Source organism: Bradyrhizobium sp. TM102 (assembly GCF_009176685.1).
GTDB lineage: Bacteria > Pseudomonadota > Alphaproteobacteria > Rhizobiales > Xanthobacteraceae > Bradyrhizobium > Bradyrhizobium ottawaense.
This window is the reverse complement of record NZ_AP021855.1, coordinates 2355025-2372626: the sequence shown is the minus strand read 5'-3', so window position 1 is coordinate 2372626 and position 17602 is coordinate 2355025. Positions and strand designations below refer to the sequence as shown.

Genomic DNA, 17602 nt, shown 5'->3' with positions numbered 1-17602 from the left:
GCCCTCAAAACTAAAATTGCGAAAACAACCCCATGCACAGTAGACCGGGGTTGTGAAATCAATGGCTTACGCGAGTGCAGGAATCATCCGGGCCAGGCGATCCCAGGAAACCGCGACCATTGATTTCGGTCAATGGTCCACCTCACCCGCCTGTCACGCTTTCTCGTCGTCCTGCAAAGGGAGAGAGCACATGACTGGACATGCCAAGCTGATCGGACTGTTCGTCACCGCCGCGCTGTTCACGGCAGCGCCCCTGTCGTTCCACACCTCGCCGGTGGATGCGCTCGCCGTGTCCGTTGACACCGCCGAGGCCCGCGTCGGACGCCCGCTCACGCCGGGAAGCGTTGCCGGCGTCAACCGCAGGGTCCATCGGCGGGCTTACTACGGTGCCGCAGCGGCGGGAGCTGCCGCCTATGGCGCCTATGGCTATCGCCGGGCTTGTGGATATCACCCCTATCCGCCCTGCTATTGAGGCGCCGGTTCGAGGGCGCACAAGCCGTTGAGCTAGATCAACACCGGGCCCCACTCCGGCGGCAGCGTCGAGGTCTGACCGCGTAGGACGGACCATGAACGCGCTGCTCAGGGAAATCCGGCACAGCCCGCTGCTGTGGCTGCTGGCTGTCGTGCCTGTCGTGATCGTGCTCGAGCATGTCATGCCGGACGCGCATACGCTGCTGTTCGTGCTGGCCGTGATCGCCATCGTGCCGCTCGCGAGCCTGCTCAGCCACGCGACGGAGGCCGTGGCCGAGAAGACCGGCGATGCGGTCGGCGGGCTGTTGAACGCCACGCTTGGCAATCTCACGGAGCTCATCATCGCGGTCACGGCGTTGCAGGCCGGTCAATACATGCTGGTCAAAGCCTCGATTGCGGGTGCGATCGTGACCAACTCGCTATTCATGCTGGGCGCATCGCTGTTTCTGGGCGGATTGAGGCATCGCGTGCAGGAATACAACCGGACAGGCGGCAGGCTCCATTCCGCGCTGCTGCTGATGGCCACGATCGCCCTGTTGTCACCCTCGGCCGTGGCCGACCTCGACTTTCCCGGCCACGAGGCGACGGTGCAGCGCTTGAGCACCGCCTTGGCGGTCCTGCTGATTGCGGCCTACGGTCTCAGCCTGCTGTTCTCGCTGAAGACGCACAAGGAGCTGTTTGCAAGCAGCGACCATGGCGAGGCAGGCGGCCCGATACTGCCGATTGCGATCGCCGTTCCGACACTGGGAATCGTCACCGTGCTGGTGGCACTCGTGAGCGAGATCTTCGTGACATCGGTGCAGAAGGCCGCCGAAACGCTCGGCATGACCCCGGCATTCGTCGGATTCATCGTCGTTGCCCTGGTCGGGGCTGCGGCCGAGATGGCCGTGGCGTTTTCCGCGGCACGCCGCAACCGGCTCGACTTGAGCGTGAGCATCGCGCTCGGAAGCGCCAGCCAGATCGCCTTGTTCGTCGCACCCGTTCTCGTGCTGCTGAGCTACGTCGTCGGGCCGCAGCCCATGGACCTTCAATTCTGGCCGGGAGCGGTGACCATGGTCATGATCGCCACCGTGGTGACGAGCTTCGTCACCAATGGCGGACGCTCCGCCTGGTTCGTCGGTGCCCTCCTGCTCTGCATCTACACGATCTTCGCGATGACGCTCTACATGGTCCCGCCCGGCTCGCACGGCCCGGTCTAAAGCATGATCCGGAAAAGTGCGCGGCGGTTTTCCCGAAAGGACCATGCTTGAACAAAAACCTAAAGGCCGCGAGCCGGTTGACCTGTCGGGCAAAACAGCGGCACGATGGCATCATCGGCCTCAACAACATCCAGATCGCGACCAGCTCCGCGCGACACCCTGCTTCCATGGATCGCTTCAGTACCGACAACCTGACCGCCGAGAGGCTGAACGAAAGTCACCTCGCCGACCTCGTCGCGCTCCATCTGGATCCCGAAGCGTCGCGTTACATCGGCGGCGTGCGTTCGGCGGAGGCAACGGAGAAATATCTCGCCGTCAACATGGCGCACTGGGATCAATACGGTTTTGGCCTGTGGACCCTGCGCACGAAAGACGGCGCATTTGCCGGGCGGGCCGGCATCCGGCACATCCTGGTGGATGACGTGGACGAGATCGAGATCGCCTACGCGTTCACACCCAGTCTCTGGGGCCGGGGATTTGCCAGCGAGACCGCGACCGAGCTGACTGAGATCGGGCTGTCACAACTCGAGCTGCCGTCTCTCATCGGCATCGTCTATACCGCAAACGGCGCATCGCGCCGCGTGCTGGAGAAATCGAATTACCTGCTCGAGCGGCGCACGAGTCGTCACGGCGAGGACGTGGTGATCTACCGCGCAAGGCGATGACCGCCACGATGCGACCGGATCCACCTGCGGCGAGCACAGGAGCTTGTGTTCAGTTTTGAACCGACAGCACCGAGCTATCGGCACAGTCTATTGCGGCTCGTCCCTTGGACGCTCCCGACCCGCAACTGGCTTCTTGCACGATAGCTCAAGCCGGGGCCACCGATCGCCCGGGCAAACCTCTTTGCGGGAACTCGTTCCTGTCTGAAGAGTTCCTTGGAAGGACCTCTTCTTCGGTCCAACCCCGGCTGCCAGCCTCTGGGCGCTCGGGCAAAATCAGCTTCCGGAAGATATGCGCGAGGGGGTTCAATGACCGGTCCGTCGAGGGCTGCTCCAGACAGCGACCTTAAGGATTCGCCGAGAGTTTCGACCGGCAGCGACGGCCTGGATGACATCCTGGGCGGCGGCCTGGACGCCAATCGGATGTATCTTTACGAGGGCCGGCCCGGCACCGGCAAGACCACGATCGCGCTGCAATTCCTTCTGAGAGGTGTGCGTGATGGCGAACGCGTGCTCTATATCTCCCTGTCCGAAACCAAGAGGGAGCTGAGTGTCGTCGCGCGTCGGCATGGCTGGTCGCTGGACGGGGTCGACATCTTCGAACTGGTGCCACCGGAGACGACGCTCGACCCGGAGCGCGAGCTCACGGTCTTCCATCCCGCCGAAATGGAGCTGAGCGAAACCACCAATTTGATCTTCAGGGAGGTCGAACGAATTGATCCCACCCGCGTGGTGCTCGACAGCCTGTCCGAACTGCGCCTGCTGGCGCAGAACCCGCTGCGCTATAGGCGTCAGGTTCTGGCCCTGAAGCACTTTTTCACCAACCGCAACTGCACTGTCGTTCTCCTCGACGATCTCTCGTCCTCTCAGGACGACCTGCAACTGCATTCGATTGCGCACGGCGTGGTGATGCTCGAACAGCTCGCCATCGACTATGGGGCCGAGCGGCGCCGTCTTCGCGTGATCAAGATGCGGGGCATCCGGTTTCGCGGTGGTTACCACGATTTTACAATTTCGGAAGGCGGCTTGCGGATCTTCCCCCGGCTCGTCGCGGCCGAACATCACAAGTCCTTCGCCGGTGAGCCCATGTCCAGCGGCAACGCCGAGCTCGATCAGCTCTTGGGAGGCGGGCTCGAACGCGGCACCAACGCGCTTTTGCTCGGCTCTGCCGGTGCGGGCAAGTCGTCGGTCGCACTGACCTATGCCATTGCGGCGGCCGAACGTGGCGAGCACGCCGTATTCTTCGCATTCGATGAAGGCCGTGGAACGGTCGAAGCACGTGCACGGACACTTGGCTTGCCTCTGGAGAAACATCTCGCCTCGGGAAAAATCCGGTTTCAACAGATCGATCCGGCCGAACTGTCGCCCGGTGAGTTCGCGGCGACGCTCCGCCGAAGCGTCGAGGCCGACAACGCCCGCCTTGTCGTCATCGACAGCCTGAACGGTTACCTGAACGCGATGCCGGATGAACGTTTTCTCATCCTGCAGATGCATGAACTCCTGAGCTACCTGGCACAGCAGGGAGTCCTCACTATCCTGATCCTCGCTCAGCATGGGCTTGTAGGTCCCATGGATACGCCGCTCGACATCAGCTATTTGAGCGATGCAGTGCTGATGCTGCGCTATTTCGAATTCGGTGGAACGGTGCGGCGCGCCTTGTCAGTCGTCAAGAAGCGTAGCGGCAATCACGAGCATAGCATTCGCGAATTCCGGCTTGGCAGCAGCGGGATCAGGCTCGGCCCGCCACTGCAGGAGTTCAGCGGCATCTTTTCCGGCAATCCGCATTATACCGGCAGGGCACTGCCGGAAGGGCCATTCGAATGAGCCTCGACCCGGATCACCGCGTTCTCGTATTCGCCCCGATCGGCCGCGACGGGCCGGCATCGACCGAACTCTTTCGCGGCGCGAGCCTGGAGGCGGTCAACTGCCGCGATCTGTCCGCGCTCGTCAGCGCGATGACCGAAGGCGTGGGCGCGGTCTTCCTGGCCGAGGAAGGATTGTTCGGGAGAGACACGGCGCCGCTGGCACAATGGATCGAGCGCCAACCGCCGTGGTCCGACCTCCCTTTTGTCGTTCTCACCAGCCATCGAGAACAGCCGGCGGTCGTCGCGTGGCGACGCAGTATCGTCGAGCTTCTCCGTAACGTCTCGCTGCTCGAACGGCCGGTTCAGCCGATCACGCTGACCAGCGCCATCCAGTCGGCGATCCGGGCACGCCGGCGTCAATATGAAATCCGGGCTCTGCTCGAGGCCCGCGAGCAGACCGCGCAGGAGCTCGAGAAGCTGGTGGTCGAGCGGACGCGCGAACTGAAGGAAGCCAACGAGCAACTGCGTCTCGAAATGAACGAGCGCGCTCGCGTCGAGGAGACGCTTCGCCAGGCTCAGAAGATCGAAGCCATCGGCCAGCTCACCGGCGGCGTAGCTCACGACTTCAACAACCTGCTGATGGTGATTTCCGGCGGCCTCGACATGCTCGACCGCCAGACGGACCCCAACCGCCGTCGCCGCTTGATGGACGGGATGATCCAGGCGGCGCAGCGCGGGGCCAGCCTGACCAAGCAGCTTCTGGCGTTTTCGCGCCGACAGAAGCTGCGCCCGGAACCCGTCGACGTCGCCGCACAGATCGGTGGCATGCGCGAGCTGCTCGATCGAAGCCTGAGAGGCGACGTCCATGTCGAGTTCGAATTTCCGGATTCGCTGTGGCCGGTGGAGGTCGATCCCGGGGAGCTCGAGCTGGTGATCCTCAACCTGGCCGTCAATGCCCGCGACGCCATGCCGAACGGCGGCACGATCCTCGTCCGCGGCGAAAACCTGCCCGAGCTGAACGACGCGGAGATCGCCGGCGACTATGTCCGGCTGTCCGTGATCGACACAGGTGTCGGCATGGCTCCGGAGATCCTGTCGCGGGTCTTCGAGCCCTTCTTCACGACCAAGGACGTCGGCAAGGGCTCGGGACTTGGGCTCGCGCAGGTCCATGGATTTGCGACGCAGTCTCGTGGCACGGTCCGCATTCAATCGGAGGCCGGCCGGGGCACGAGCATCGAACTGTACCTGCCGCGATCGTTCGATGTCCCTTCGAGCGAGCGGCACCTCATCGACCTCACCAGGGTGCGACCGAAGAAAAGCAACCAGGGCCGAATCCTGCTGGTCGAAGACGACGACGAGGTTGCCGCACTGGTCGCCGAGATGCTCGGCCAACTCGGTTACGAAGTCACACGCGCCGCCAGCGCTGCCGCGGCTCTCGGCGCTTTGGCCGATGGTCGCTCCGTCGATGTGATCTTTTCGGACATCATGATGCCCGGCGGCATGAATGGGGTTGAACTCGCACACGAGATCAAACGGCGTCGCAACGACATACCGGTTCTGCTGACCAGCGGCTACGCCGAAGCCTCCGTCCATGAGGCGCAGGCGGCGGGCATCCAGATCCTGGCGAAGCCCTACCACATCGACGAGCTGTCTGCGGCGCTGAGCGCGGCGAGGTCAAGTCTACGGCTCGATGCAGGATCAAAGCGCTCGGGTTCGTACTGACTTCGAACGAACGGGACGGCACCGAACCGCATCGCCGGCCGCCGTCACTTCCCGCGATGACGCAGTGCGTCGACGATAACCTTGAAGGCGGGCGAGTTCTGGCGCCGGCTCGGATGGTAGATGTGGTGGCCGTCGAACGTCGGAGACCAGTCGTCCAGCACCAACGCGCGGTCGCCCCAGGCGATGTGCGCCTTCATGATGTTCTCCGGAACGTAGGCGATGCCGTATCCCCTCAGGGCCGCCTCGACCTGGGTGTAGGAGCTGTTGAACGTCAATTGCCCGTCGACCCGGACGCGAAGCTCCTGGCCGCGCTTGGCGAATTCCCACGCGTAAAGCCCGCCCGCCCGTTCCATTCGCAGGTTGATGCAACTGTGCCCTACGAGCTCGTGGGGATGCTTGGGCGCGCGGTGCTCGGCGAAGTAGCCGGGTGAAGCCACGGCCACCACGCGCCAATCCGGCCCGATCCGCACCGCGACCATGTCCTTTTCGACGCTCTCGCCGAGGCGGACGCCGGCATCGAAACCCTCCTCGACGATGTCGCGAAATCCGCTGTCGAGGCTGACTTCGAGCTTGATGTCCGGATAGTTCTTCAGGACCGGCTCCAGCTTCGGCCACACCACGCTCTCGAATGCATGGTTCGAGATCGTCATCCTGGTCCGCCCGGACGGCTTGTCGCGGAACGCCATGAGGTCGGCGATGTCGGCCTCGATCTTCGCGATGCGCGGTGCCATCGCTTGCCGCAGCCGCTCGCCGGCGAAGGTCGTTGAAATCCTGCCTGGCCATCGCCTTCCACCGCCGAGAGTTCCCATTTATGCCTCCCATCGATCAACGCAAGCGGATTAATCCATCTAATCGGATCGCCCGCCGGGCGTTATGTCCAATGGCGGAGGCGGCCGCGGCTCTCGTGCCCTCCGGCCCCGACCACAGGCGCATGTATCATGTCCAGACGTTGCTTCACGCGCCGGACCGTTGTCGGCGGCCTCGTGGCCATCGCCGCGGTGCCCGGCTCCGTCGCCGGCCTCACCGTGACGAACGCCGCCGGGCGGACGGGAGCTGCGAACATGCAGATGCGATGCGCCTTCGACCGCCACAGTTTTACGGCAACCCTTCTGGACAACCCGTCGGCGAGGGACCTCGTCGCTCTGCTGCCGCTCGACCTCGCCATCGAGGACTATTCGACCAACGAGAAGATCGCCTATCTGCCGCGCAAGCTGACGGAGCTCGACAGCGTCCCGTTCGCCGACGAGGCGCCGGGCGATCTCTGCTACTTCGCGCCCTGGGGCAATCTCGCCTTCTTCCACGGCAGCTATCGCTACTCGAAGGGCTTGATCCGTCTCGGCCATCTCGACGGCGGCGCTCAGCCCCTGCTCACGCGCGGAAAATATCCGCTGCGGCTCGAGCTTCTCTCCTGACGATCAAACCCGAAAGGTTCAGCCATGCTGGCAACACTCATGTATGGTCCCGGCGACATCCGCTGCGAAGAGGTCGACGATCCCAAGATCCTCAAGCCCACCGACGCCATCATCAAGCTGTCGGCAACCTGCATCTGCGGGTCCGACCTCTGGCCCTATCGCGGCCTGCAGCCGATCGACGGTCGTGCGCAGCACATGGGCCACGAATATTGCGGCGTGGTCGTGGAGGTCGGCAGCGCGGTGAAGACGGTGCGACCCGGGCAGTTCGTCGTCGGCTCGTTCTGCATCTCCGACAACACCTGCCCGCATTGCCGCTTCGGCTTCCATTCCTCCTGCGTCCAGCGCGAATTCATGTCGGGCGCGCAAGCCCCCTACGCGCGCGTTCCGCTGGCCGACGGCACCCTGGTCGCAACCGCTGAGCATCCGTCACCCGATCTCATTGCCGACCTGCTCGCGACCTCCGACGTGCTTGGCACCGGCTGGTATGCCGCCGATGCCGCCAACGTTCGCAAGGGATCGACCGCAATCGTAGTCGGCGACGGCGCCGTCGGCCTGATGGGCGTGCTGGCGGCCAAGGAGATGGGCGCCGAGCGGATCATCGCCATGAGCCGACACAAGACGCGGCAGCAGCTGGCGGTCGAATTCGGCGCCACCGACATCGTGGCCGAGCGCGGCGAGGCGGGCATTGCCCGCATCAAGGACCTCACCGATGGCGTCGGCGCCGATTCCGTTCTGGAGTGCGTCGGCACGCAGGAATCGATGGCGCAGGCGATCGCCTGTTCGCGGCCCGGCGGATCAATCGGCTATGTCGGCGTGCCGCACGGCGTGACCTTCGACGGCCAGGCGATGTTCTTCGCGCAGCGGCGCATGCTCGGCGGACCGGCCCCCGTCCGGCGCTTCCTGCCTGACCTGATCGGCCGCGTCCTCGCCGGCAAGATCAAGCCGGGAAAGGTGTTCGACCTCAAGCTGCCGCTGTCCGACGTCGCCGAGGGATACCGCGCCATGGACGAACGGCGCGCGATCAAGACGTTGATCACCCTCTAAGATGGGGCGACGCCTCACGGCGAAGCGAGAGAGATGATGACGGTGTGGGAGGCAGCTTACCGGAAATACCCCAGCACGAGATCGATGTCCGAGCTTCCGGCCACCGTGCCGGTCAGCTCGGCGTCGATGACACGCCGGCAGGCGTCGATCGCGGCGTGGTCGCCGAGGTCATTGGCGGCTTCCAGCACGAGCCAGGCAGCGTCCACCGACGCCTTGTCGGGCGCTCCCGCGCCGAGATCGGCGGTCACGGCGCTGTTGAGGTTCTTCTTGCGAACCGCGGTGCCGAATTGAGGCAACATTGCAAATACTCCCCTTTGAAGTCCGGGACGATGCTCAGTGCACCTGTTCAGTGGACCTGAAGCTCGGGCTGACGGCCGCCCGCGGTGGAATCGCCGGCGGTCTTGCGCGACTGGTAGAACTTCAAGACGCTGCGCGAGGTCTCGATCTTCAGCCGGCCGAAATCCCGCTCGTTGTCGTGCAGCTCGCGCGCCGTGATCAGATGATCCTTGGCGCCGAGGAACAGCAGCGACATGGTCGTGTCCCAGGAGAAGTCGAGCGCCTTGCACAGCACCAGAATCATCTCGCGGTTGCGGTCCATCATCGCGCGCTCGATCACGTCGACCGGCAACGCCGACAGCAGCGACAGGCCGATCTGCACCTCGTCGAAGCGGTGCTGGCGCGCATAGTTCGAGATCGAATCCTGGTTGAGGTTGCCCTGGCGATACTGCGTCGTCACCACGCGCTTGGCGACGAAATAGCTGCGCGAGGACGGGCCGAACTTGGACTGAAGATCGCCGGTGACCTCGGTCACCGAGCTCTGGATCTGCGCCATCATTTCGGGCCGCTCGGTCTCGAGGCGGCGGCGGACGTCTTCCGACGCCTTCGAGATCAGCTGCTGGAAGATGTGGCGCGGCACGTCCTTGCGCAGGCCGAGCTGCTCGGCGAGGATCGAATCGCCTTCGGCGCGGCGGACCATGTGCAACAGGCCCGAACCGGAGAAGCGCGCGCCCTCGTTCCTGGCCACCGAGGTCACGACCTCCTGATCGCCGCGCTTGACCAGCACGTCGGTGACGGCCTCGCCGATCGATTTGCGCTGGGCGATTGCGAGTAGATGCGATTGGCCCTTGGTCATGGCGCTCTCGACCAGCATCTTCTCGTCGAGACGAGTGGAGTCGCGCAGCACGGGACCGGCGACCTCGATCTCGTCGTCGAGCGCCAGCTTTTCGATGACGTTGAGCGGAGCGTGATCGCATGCCGACATCAGCTCCGAGAGCTGCGCGCGCGCGGCGACCTCGATCTCGTCGGCGAGCCGCCCGATGACCTCGCCGAACATGCTGATCTCGTCGTCGCTGTAGCGGCCGGTGATCAGAATGTCGGTCGCATGCCACAACGCCTTCGCCCGGCTCTCGTCAGTGCCGCGCGCGATCGCGTCGTCCAGATCCTGTAGAAGCGTTTTCGCCCCGTTCATCTCGATAACCCCAGTTCTTGGCGAGTAATTCTTGGCAGTTCTTTTGGCGCGGCGCCCCGCCGCTCGTGGCGGGACACCGGATTCCTCTGGGAACTGACGCTAGAGATCAAACGCGAGAATTCGGTAAAATCGGCAAATCAGTTTTGCCGGGCAAAATTCATTCAAATGCGAGGGAATGGATTCACGGACGGACAAGGCGGCTCGGAAGGTGCGCTCCCTCTCTCGCTTGCGGGAGAGGGTTGGGGAGAGGCTGTCTCAACGGAGAGACTCCCAATGTGGAGAGAGCCCCCACCCGGTGCTTCGCGCCGACCTCCCCCGCAAGCGGGAGAGGTTGCACCGAGCCCGCGCGTTCATCTCACTAAAGTCACCCTTACGGATTCTGCGGCGTCAGGACCAGCGGCGGCTTCGGCTTGGGCTTGGCGGGCGGCGGACCCGGTGCAGGCTTCACGTCGATGGCCGGCGGCAGCGGCGCAAGCTGTTGGGCGAGCGGCGGGCTTGGCGCGGCGGGCGCGGCCTGCGGGGCCTTTGGCAGCGGCGCGGCTTTCGGCTTTGACGGTGCGCGGCGGGGATCCTGGCCCGGCAGCGGCACATTGACCGGCGCCTGCTCCGGCGCGGGATCGGGCGAGACCAGCGTCGGCAGCGCCGCGGTCGCCGGCGGAGGCTCGCCGCGCTCGATGGCGTCGAGCCGGCGCGTCTCGCGGTCGATCGTGCGCACCGCCAACCAGGACGACAGCGGCGCAAGGTCGATCGTGCGATTGAGCCTGTCGGGCGGGCCCGCCGCGAACAGCTGGATTTCGGGCGGGGCGCCGGAGAGCCCGGTCATGATCGGCGTCAGGCTGGCGCGGATGTCGGCCTGGTCGGCGGGAATGTCGTAGCCGCCGGAAACGATGGCGCGGGCATTCTTCGCTTCGAGCGGGGTCGCGCCGACGCGTAAGCGTCCGTCGCGGATCGTGAACGGGATCTGCGCCGAGGCCACCGCGATCGGCGCGGCGGCAAGCGCGGGCTCGACGAGCTGCCGCAGGCGGTTGTCGTCGGCGACCTGGCCACCGTCGCTGGCGCGGATGGCGATCTCGAAGGCGCGCGGATTGAGGCCGCCGATTTCCGCGGAGTCTAGCGTCACCGCGCCGTTGCCGGCGAGCGCGCCGGTGAGCGCCGCGACGCTGCGGCCCTGGCTGGTCAGCGCCATCTGCACCGTGGCGCGCCCCTTCGGCAGCGCGAGATCGCGATAGCGCAGCGTCGCCGCATCGACATTGCTGAGATCGATGCGCGCGTTCAGCGCAAGACCATTCGCGCCGTTGCGTGCGTCGAAGCTCGCCGACATCTCGCCGCCACTGAGGCCGCCCTTCAGCGCATCGAGTGCGAGCGACTGGCCGTCGCTTCGAAGCGTGCCGCCGAACGGGCGCAGCTCGATGCCACCGGGCAACATCCCGCGCAGCGCCTGGAAAGCGATGCGGCCGCGCCAGCCGCCCAACAACCCAGCACTCAGCGGCTCGCCGGACTCGTGCCCGGCGGCGCCGATCGCCATCGCGAGCGCGGGCGCCAGATCGAGCGTATCGAGGCCGACTTCGCCGTCGACGCTCCTTTCCTGATCGAGCGTCACCGCAAGATGACCGCGCAAATGCGAGCCGGCCGCGTTGCCGTCGAGATCGTCGAAGGTCAGGCGGTTGCCGGAGAGCGTGAGGCGGGAGGACAGGCTCACGGCCTGCATCGATTTGTCGGCCGGGCTGGTCCCGAACAGCGGCGCCAGATTGGCCTTGCGCACGCGCAGATTCACGCTGGCTTTCGGCTCCGACAATTCGACGCTGCCCTGCGCATCGGCGTCCAGCCCGCCGCCGCTGAGCTTGGCGTTCAATTGCAACGGCCGCCGCCACGCTCCGGTCAGCTTGCCTTCGAATTGCGAAGCGCCCTCGCCTGCAGCCACCACGCGATCGAGCCCGAGCAGCACCAGCAGCGCGCCGGCCTGCGGGGCCGATACCTTCGAGTCCAGCGTGAAGTCGCTGTTGCGCAATTTGTCGATATCGACGCCGTTGACCGCCGCCGCCGGCATCTGCGCGGCCAGCGTCGCCGTCGCCTTGAGCTGCGGCGCGTCGAGATCAAGCACGGCGCGGGCATTGCTGCGATCGGCATGCTCGGCATTCTTGTCGAGGCTGAGATCGAGCTTGAGGCGGGTCGCGCCTGGCAATGACGGGATGGCATCGAAACGCGCGCGCACCGCGGGCGCAAACGGCTCGACTAACGCGGTGAGCTCGCGCAGCGAATTGGCCGAGGATTTCAGCGCGAGCTTGCCGGTGGCTTTGGTGCGGTCGAAGCTGCCGCTCGCCTCCGTGGTCACGCCGCTGGCCTGGCCGAAGCGCAGCTGCTCCAGCGACAGCGATGCGGGGCCGAAAGCGAGCTTTGCCGCGAACGGCCGCAGCTCCTGGCCGGCGGAGATCGCGCGGCCGATATCGAGCGAGAGCTTTGCCTCTTCCGGCCATTCGACTTGGGGCCCCGCAAGCGCGCGCACGAAGCTTGCGGCGGTATCGAGGTCAAGACGGTCGGCTTTGAGCTCGGCGTCGATCCGCGAGCCCTTGCTCGCGCCTGTTTGCACGAAGGCGATGCGGCCCTCGACGGTGCCGCCTTCGATGTCGGCCTTCAGCCTGTCGATGGCGAGATGGTTGGCGGCGATCGTCACGTCGCCGGCAAGACGCAGCGGCCGCGTGCTGCGGCGGTTGATCTCGCTGCGGCCCTGGAGCCAGGCCACCAGCGCGTCAGGATCGGAGGATTCGACGCTGAGACGGCCGCTGAAACTGTCGGCGCCCGGGGCTGCGCCGTTGAGCGAGAGCTGCGTCATGCCGGGCGCGCGCAGCTCGAGCCGCTGGAACGTCCAGGATCGTCCATCGGTCTGAAGCTCGGCCGCGATGTTCTGCAGCGGGCGGCCACCGAGCATGATCTGGTCGGAGTTGAACTCGATCTGCGCCGGGATCGGCGCCTGCGGAATGGCAGCCAGCCCCGCGCGCAGCGCCGGCAGGATGCGGAGCGGCTCGGCATCGTCCTTGCCCGCGAGCTTGTCGGCATCGACCTGGCGCGCCGACAGCACCGCGCGCAGCAGCGGCGCGGCGCCGAATCTGAGGTCGCCGACGCCGCCGAGCTTCAGCGCATTGTCTTCAGCGCCGAAGTTCGCGTCGATCTGCTCGAACTTCGCGCCGGCCGGATCAGCCTTGAGCTTGGTCGTGAGCTTCCACGGCGTCGGACCCGCCTCGCCCGCCTTCTTGACCGCCGGCACGGCCAGCGTCAGCGCACCGTCGAATTTCGGCAGGCGGTTGTCGAAGGCGAGCACGCCTTCGAGATCGGCGAGGATGGCGCGCTCGCCAGGATCGATGTTGAGGTGGAGACGGGTGGCGCTGCCGTCGGCGCTCGGGCCCGAGGAGACGCGGAACGGATAGCGCACCCCGGCGGCGGTGAATCTGCCGTCGCCGCGCACCGAGCCCGCGAGCGAGCGGACGTCGCCGGAGAAGGCGATGTCGTTCAGCTCCAGCGTCGAGCGGCTGGCGGCATCGTGAAGCGCAATGCGGCCGGTGAGATTCAGCCGCTCGATGGCGAGGGAGGCCAGATTGAAGGTGCCGCTCGCGGTGGAGGGCAAATCGACCCGCCCCCGGGCATCGAGGCCGAGGTCGACCGCCATGCCGCCCACCGAAAGCTCGGTGGCGCGCCATTCGCCGCGCATCAAGGAGCCCAGGCTGAACTCGACGTCGAGCTTGTCGGCGCGCAGGCGACCGAGATCGTTGTTGCCGCCGAAGGTGACCTGGCGCAGCCGCAGCGTCGGCGCCGGCAACAGCCGCGCGTCGAGCTCGCCCGCGACCCGCACCGGTACGCCGATGATCTTGCCAGCCTCCGCCTCGAACTGGGGCCTGAACTGGTTCCAGTCGACGTAGTAAGGCCCGATCAGCGCGGCCAGCAGCGCAATGATGAAGGCAATCGCCAATCCGAGCAGCGTCGTCTGCACGGGTCTCCCCTCGGCCAAACCGGCATCCGGACCAAACCCTGGCCTTAGTGGACTTCAGGCGTGCCGGAACAGCCCCTTATATAGGGGGAAGTGTGGCGAAGTCACAGCGACTGTTGCGCGCGGAGGTTATTGCCGGGCCGCCTCACCAGCTCGCCGGCAGCCGCTTGAGGCCACGCAGCACGAAGGTCGGCCGCCATTCCGGGTTTTCGACGTCGTCGATGCGCAAATCGGGCAGCCGCCGCAGCAGGGTGGCAATGGCGATCTCGGCCTCGATGCGCGCCAATTGGGCACCCAGGCAGAAATGGATGCCGCCGCCGAACGACAGCGGTTTCACGTTCTGGCGGGTGACATCGAGCCGGTCCGGCCGGTCAGGATAGACTGCGGGATCGCGGTTGGCCGAGCCGAGCAGGCACAGCACGGTCTCGCCCTTGGGGATCCTCTTGCCGCCGAGATCCTCGATCTCCTCCAGCGCGACGCGGCCGGTCATCTGCACCGAGGAATCGTAGCGCAAAAATTCCTCGATCGCGCCTTCCATCAGCTCGGGGCGCGCCTTGAGCAGCGCAAGCTGGTCCGGATTGCGGTGGAGCGCCAAAAGGCCGTTGCCGATCAGGTTCACCGTGGTCTCGTGGCCGGCGCCGAACAACAGGATGATGTTGGCGGTCAGCTCCTCGTTTGTGAGCTTGTTGCCGTCCTCCTCGGCCTGCACCAGCTGGGTGGTGAGATCGTCCCCGGGATTTTTGCGGCGCAGCTCGAACAGCTGCTGGAAATACATCTGCGCCATCAGGTTGCCCTCGTTGCCCTTCCTGATCTCCTCGGCAGTGAGGGGCACGGGGTCGAGTAGCCGGCCGCCGTCACGCGAGCTCTTGTAGAAGACCTCGCGATGGTCCTCGGGGATGCCGAGCATCTCGCAGATGATGGTGACGGGCAGGCGGAAGGCGAAATCCTCGATCAGGTCCATGTGGCCGCGATTGATCACGGCATCGATGGCCTGGTCGACGATCGCCTGGATGCGCGGCCGCATGTCCTCGACCCGGCGCGCGGTGAAGGCCTTTACGACGAGGCCGCGCAGACGGGTGTGATCCGGCGGATCGGCCTGCAGCATCCAATGGCTCATGCTGCGGAACACTGGCTCGTCCATGATCTTCTCGCCATAGCGGCGCGTCGTGCGCTCGACGAAATCCTTGCCGAAGCGCTTGTCGCGCATCACGAGGCTGACGTCGGCGTGGCGACTGGTGACGAACTGGCCGAACGGCGTCACGTGGATCGGATCGTTCGTGCGCAGCCGTTCATAGTGCGGATAGGGATCGCGGATGAAGTCCGGCGACAGCGGGTTGAACAGCGGCGCGCCGCCGGCGCCTTGCACGTGCTCGTTCATGGTGACCTCAAAATTGGTTGCCGATGACACGAATACGCCGATCGCAGCCCCACTGCCCGGCGCAACCATCCCCAAGATTTATCAACTCGATACATTGTTGTATCGAGTTGCATTCTGCCCTAACCTCATCCGATGTCAAGGCTGAGAACCAGGCCGACCAGGGACGACACGCGCGACAAATTGTTCGAGGCGGCCGCGCGCGTGTTCGAGGAGGACGGCATCGGCGGCGCCAGCATCGAGGCGATCGCGGCGGCGGCGGGCTTCACCCGCGGCGCGTTCTATTCCAACTTTAGAAGCAAGGACGACCTGATCATCGCCATGCTCGAGGACCATGTCGAGCAGTCGATCCGGCGCAACCTCGACATCCTTGCCCGGCACGACAATCTCGACGACTTCATCGCGGCGTTGAAAGCGATGGACCGCACCAGGCAGGATCCCCTCGCCCGCTCGCCGCTCCTGCACATGGAGATGATCCTGTTCGTCGCCCGCGCCGAGAAGCGCCGCCCCGAGCTCGCCAAACGCCTGCGCGCGCGGCGCAAGCTGGTGGCCGACATCGTCGAGGCGACGTTGAAGAGCAACGGACGGAACGACAATCTGAACCCGCCCTGGATGGCCTCCGTCGTGCTGGCGCTCGAAGACGGCTTTCGCCTGCACCGGCTGATCGATCCCGAGACGACGCCCGCGGACAGCTTTCTGCGCGCGATCACGGATTTGCGGCGGAGGACGGGGCTGGCATCGGAGTAAAGTCCTGTCGCTATTGAACGACAGCCCTGCCCCTGAAATTCTCGGCCGCCCGGCATCGTGCTACGCGGCATCGATTTCAGGCCATAGAGCACGGCAACACCGCGACGCCCGATGCAAGGCAGAAGGCCCCGGTATCGCCGTCACATGGTCCAAGGTCTTCTCTACTCCGTCCGTGCTTTGACTTCCGGCAAGGGCGGCTTGCGTTCAAAGGGCTTCTTTTTCGGCGGCGCGGGCAGCAACCCCTCCCTGATCGCCTGCTTCCGGGCAAGCTTGCGGGCGCGACGAATCGCTTCAGATTTCTCGCGGGTCTTTCTCTCGGACGGCTTTTCATAGGAACGCCGTTGTTTCATTTCCCGGAAGACGCCCTCGCGCTGCATCTTCTTCTTGAGAACACGGAGTGCCTGCTCAACATTGTTGTCCCTGACAAGTACGTGCAATTGATCCTCCTGACTGAGGCTGCGAATGCGATACGTCCTGCCGGCAGCCAAATTGCGCAGGAGCTTCATTGCGATTTTTGAGGATAGTAGCGGCGACACTCGTCGCGGCTTCGGACGAGCCGATCCTGCCTGTCACGGCGAAGCAGCTTGGTGAGGTCCACGTGACCATTGTCGTGCAGCGCTGTCAATCGACAACGGCTTGCTTACAGGTCGGCAGACACACGCGAAACCGTCTCGACGGGGAACACCCAGAACTGCTCCGCAACAACAAGCCGCCTTCGCTCCTTGCAAAATCCCGAAAGCCCCTTATATCGAGATGATTCGATTAGCCGCTGTGCCTTGTTGAATGCGCCCGCGGGCTCCTTTTCCGACGACATCGACGAAGTTGAAGATAACCGCGTGATCGTCACGTGGAACGCGTTTGCGCGCTTTGGAGAAGAAGATGACGACAGGTACCGTCAAGTGGTTCAACGGCCAAAAGGGCTTCGGTTTCACTCAACCCAACGACGGCAGCAATGATGTGTTCGATCACATCAGCGCTGTTGAGAGAGCTGGCCTTGCCGGCCTCGCAGAGGGGCAAAAGGTCAACTTCGAGACCAAGACCGACAAGATGCGAGGTAAAGTCAGCGCCGAGAACCTCTCGCTGGCTTGATATCGTGGCGCCGTTTCACGGATGTACTGAAACGGTCGTTTTGCCCGCTCAATCTCCGGATTGAGCGGGTTTGGTTGTTTGCGGGGCCGGGTGAGAGTCAAACTGGACGGCGGAACCATCACCTTCCTTCTTGCGTTTGGCGCAAGCCGGAAGACGTGCCCACATTCAACACGCAGAAGCAGGCCTTCAGCTACCTCCAGAAGCATCGCACGGAGTTCGAGCGTATGGCGCGGGTGCGCCTCGCTTCAGGGAACTCGAAGACGGGATCATCGTGCTTTCGATGCTCTAGCCAGACCCATCAGCGGGCATGCCGCTTGTGGTGGTCTCAATTGACCGGCTGGTCTCTTTCGCAGACGGATATCGCTCTCAACACCAGACCGTTCGCATCCCGGACATTGATGGCCAGGCCATCACTGCTGGCGAACGGCTCAAGCTGCTTGGCAATGTCGGCAAGAGACAACGCGGCCTCGACCTCCGCGGCCCGTTGGCTGGCCAGATCCAGGCCTTCTTCGTCTACGACGAGCGCTTCACCGTCCCAGATGTCGAAGTAGAATTGCGACATCTAGGGCCTCCCCTCAGAGATGGCGGTGCCCATGCGGCGGACGCCGCGGGACCAAACCGCCGGCCGC

General features: G+C 64.9%; 16 protein-coding genes. 9 read left to right on the top strand and 7 right to left on the bottom strand.

Features of this window, described 5'->3' with window-relative positions:
• Positions 1 to 190 precede the first annotated feature (190 nt).
• The 5 genes from GDN70_RS11155 to GDN70_RS11135 all read left to right on the top strand — a co-directional run bounded on the left by GDN70_RS11155 (position 191) and on the right by GDN70_RS11135 (position 5859).
• A complete protein-coding gene (locus tag GDN70_RS11155) occupies positions 191 to 472 on the top strand; it encodes a hypothetical protein (RefSeq protein ID WP_028145466.1) in 282 nt (93 codons plus the stop codon).
• 94 nt (positions 473 to 566) lie between these two features.
• Positions 567 to 1670, top strand: a complete 1104-nt coding sequence (cax, locus tag GDN70_RS11150; protein ID WP_152102517.1) for a calcium/proton exchanger — start codon at positions 567 to 569, stop codon at positions 1668 to 1670.
• Positions 1671 to 1837: 167 nt separating this feature from the next.
• On the top strand, positions 1838 to 2335 hold the full coding sequence (locus GDN70_RS11145; protein WP_028145468.1) for a GNAT family N-acetyltransferase: 498 nt from the start codon (positions 1838 to 1840) through the stop codon (positions 2333 to 2335).
• Positions 2336 to 2641: 306 nt separating this feature from the next.
• Positions 2642 to 4156 (top strand): ATPase domain-containing protein, encoded by a 1515-nt coding sequence (locus GDN70_RS11140; protein ID WP_028145469.1) that lies wholly within the window; start codon positions 2642 to 2644, stop codon positions 4154 to 4156.
• Positions 4153 to 5859 carry an ATP-binding protein gene (locus GDN70_RS11135; protein ID WP_028145470.1) on the top strand — a complete coding sequence of 569 codons (1707 nt, stop codon included), beginning with the start codon at positions 4153 to 4155 and terminating at the stop codon, positions 5857 to 5859. Before GDN70_RS11140 ends, GDN70_RS11135 begins: the two co-directional genes overlap by 4 nt.
• Positions 5860 to 5903: 44 nt before the next feature.
• Here GDN70_RS11135 and GDN70_RS11130 read toward each other — a convergent pair whose 3' ends face one another.
• Positions 5904 to 6668 carry a LysR substrate-binding domain-containing protein gene (locus tag GDN70_RS11130; protein ID WP_152102516.1) on the bottom strand — a complete coding sequence of 255 codons (765 nt, stop codon included), beginning with the start codon at positions 6666 to 6668 and terminating at the stop codon, positions 5904 to 5906.
• 129 nt (positions 6669 to 6797) lie between these two features.
• Between GDN70_RS11130 and GDN70_RS11125 the strand changes: the two genes are divergently transcribed.
• Both GDN70_RS11125 and GDN70_RS11120 read left to right on the top strand, forming a co-directional pair.
• Positions 6798 to 7271: a cyclophilin-like fold protein gene (locus tag GDN70_RS11125; protein ID WP_244611227.1), complete on the top strand. Its 474-nt coding sequence runs from the start codon at positions 6798 to 6800 to the stop codon at positions 7269 to 7271.
• A 24-nt stretch (positions 7272 to 7295) separates the two neighbouring features.
• Positions 7296 to 8315, top strand: a complete 1020-nt coding sequence (locus tag GDN70_RS11120) for a zinc-dependent alcohol dehydrogenase family protein (protein WP_028145472.1) — start codon at positions 7296 to 7298, stop codon at positions 8313 to 8315.
• A gap of 56 nt (positions 8316 to 8371) precedes the next feature.
• Here GDN70_RS11120 and GDN70_RS11115 read toward each other — a convergent pair whose 3' ends face one another.
• The 4 genes from GDN70_RS11115 to GDN70_RS11095 all read right to left on the bottom strand — a co-directional run bounded on the left by GDN70_RS11115 (position 8372) and on the right by GDN70_RS11095 (position 15140).
• The gene (locus tag GDN70_RS11115; protein ID WP_152102515.1) at positions 8372 to 8614 is read right to left on the bottom strand and encodes a hypothetical protein; all 243 of its coding nucleotides are present in this window, start codon (positions 8612 to 8614) and stop codon (positions 8372 to 8374) included.
• Between the two features lie 47 nt (positions 8615 to 8661).
• Positions 8662 to 9783, bottom strand: a complete 1122-nt coding sequence (locus GDN70_RS11110) for a DUF2336 domain-containing protein (RefSeq protein WP_028145474.1) — start codon at positions 9781 to 9783, stop codon at positions 8662 to 8664.
• 370 nt (positions 9784 to 10153) lie between these two features.
• The gene (locus GDN70_RS11100) at positions 10154 to 13765 is read right to left on the bottom strand and encodes an AsmA-like C-terminal region-containing protein (protein WP_152102514.1); all 3612 of its coding nucleotides are present in this window, start codon (positions 13763 to 13765) and stop codon (positions 10154 to 10156) included.
• A 142-nt stretch (positions 13766 to 13907) separates the two neighbouring features.
• On the bottom strand, positions 13908 to 15140 hold the full coding sequence (locus GDN70_RS11095; protein WP_173015783.1) for a cytochrome P450: 1233 nt from the start codon (positions 15138 to 15140) through the stop codon (positions 13908 to 13910).
• A 132-nt stretch (positions 15141 to 15272) separates the two neighbouring features.
• On the opposite strand from GDN70_RS11095, the gene GDN70_RS11090 reads away from it, so the two are divergent.
• Complete coding sequence (locus GDN70_RS11090; protein ID WP_152102513.1) at positions 15273 to 15884, top strand: TetR/AcrR family transcriptional regulator; 612 nt, start codon at positions 15273 to 15275, stop codon at positions 15882 to 15884.
• A 161-nt stretch (positions 15885 to 16045) separates the two neighbouring features.
• Here the strand turns inward: GDN70_RS11090 and rpsU are convergent, their stop codons facing one another.
• The gene (gene rpsU / locus GDN70_RS11085) at positions 16046 to 16321 is read right to left on the bottom strand and encodes a 30S ribosomal protein S21 (protein WP_028145478.1); all 276 of its coding nucleotides are present in this window, start codon (positions 16319 to 16321) and stop codon (positions 16046 to 16048) included.
• A 442-nt stretch (positions 16322 to 16763) separates the two neighbouring features.
• Here rpsU and GDN70_RS11080 point away from each other — a divergent pair, with 442 nt between their 5' ends.
• The gene (locus GDN70_RS11080) at positions 16764 to 16973 is read left to right on the top strand and encodes a cold-shock protein (RefSeq protein ID WP_038971231.1); all 210 of its coding nucleotides are present in this window, start codon (positions 16764 to 16766) and stop codon (positions 16971 to 16973) included.
• Positions 16974 to 17298: 325 nt separating this feature from the next.
• Here GDN70_RS11080 and GDN70_RS11070 read toward each other — a convergent pair whose 3' ends face one another.
• Positions 17299 to 17535, bottom strand: a complete 237-nt coding sequence (locus GDN70_RS11070) for a hypothetical protein (protein WP_038971216.1) — start codon at positions 17533 to 17535, stop codon at positions 17299 to 17301.
• Positions 17536 to 17602 lie beyond the last annotated feature (67 nt).

Excerpts from the sequence above, each read along its gene's own strand:
- GDN70_RS11115 (WP_152102515.1), bottom strand. The coding sequence starts at position 8,614 with ATGTTGCCTCAATTCGGCACCGCGGTTCGCAAGAAGAACCTCAACAGC.
- GDN70_RS11145 (WP_028145468.1), top strand. The coding sequence starts at position 1,838 with ATGGATCGCTTCAGTACCGACAACCTGACCGCCGAGAGGCTGAACGAA.
- GDN70_RS11135 (WP_028145470.1), top strand. The coding sequence starts at position 4,153 with ATGAGCCTCGACCCGGATCACCGCGTTCTCGTATTCGCCCCGATCGGC.
- GDN70_RS11140 (WP_028145469.1), top strand. The coding sequence starts at position 2,642 with ATGACCGGTCCGTCGAGGGCTGCTCCAGACAGCGACCTTAAGGATTCG.
- GDN70_RS11130 (WP_152102516.1), bottom strand. The coding sequence starts at position 6,668 with ATGGGAACTCTCGGCGGTGGAAGGCGATGGCCAGGCAGGATTTCAACG.
- GDN70_RS11095 (WP_173015783.1), bottom strand. The coding sequence starts at position 15,140 with ATGAACGAGCACGTGCAAGGCGCCGGCGGCGCGCCGCTGTTCAACCCG.
- cax (WP_152102517.1), top strand. The coding sequence starts at position 567 with ATGAACGCGCTGCTCAGGGAAATCCGGCACAGCCCGCTGCTGTGGCTG.
- GDN70_RS11090 (WP_152102513.1), top strand. The coding sequence starts at position 15,273 with ATGTCAAGGCTGAGAACCAGGCCGACCAGGGACGACACGCGCGACAAA.
- GDN70_RS11070 (WP_038971216.1), bottom strand. The coding sequence starts at position 17,535 with ATGTCGCAATTCTACTTCGACATCTGGGACGGTGAAGCGCTCGTCGTA.
- GDN70_RS11155 (WP_028145466.1), top strand. The coding sequence starts at position 191 with ATGACTGGACATGCCAAGCTGATCGGACTGTTCGTCACCGCCGCGCTG.
- GDN70_RS11110 (WP_028145474.1), bottom strand. The coding sequence starts at position 9,783 with ATGAACGGGGCGAAAACGCTTCTACAGGATCTGGACGACGCGATCGCG.
- GDN70_RS11080 (WP_038971231.1), top strand. The coding sequence starts at position 16,764 with ATGACGACAGGTACCGTCAAGTGGTTCAACGGCCAAAAGGGCTTCGGT.
- GDN70_RS11125 (WP_244611227.1), top strand. The coding sequence starts at position 6,798 with ATGTCCAGACGTTGCTTCACGCGCCGGACCGTTGTCGGCGGCCTCGTG.
- GDN70_RS11120 (WP_028145472.1), top strand. The coding sequence starts at position 7,296 with ATGCTGGCAACACTCATGTATGGTCCCGGCGACATCCGCTGCGAAGAG.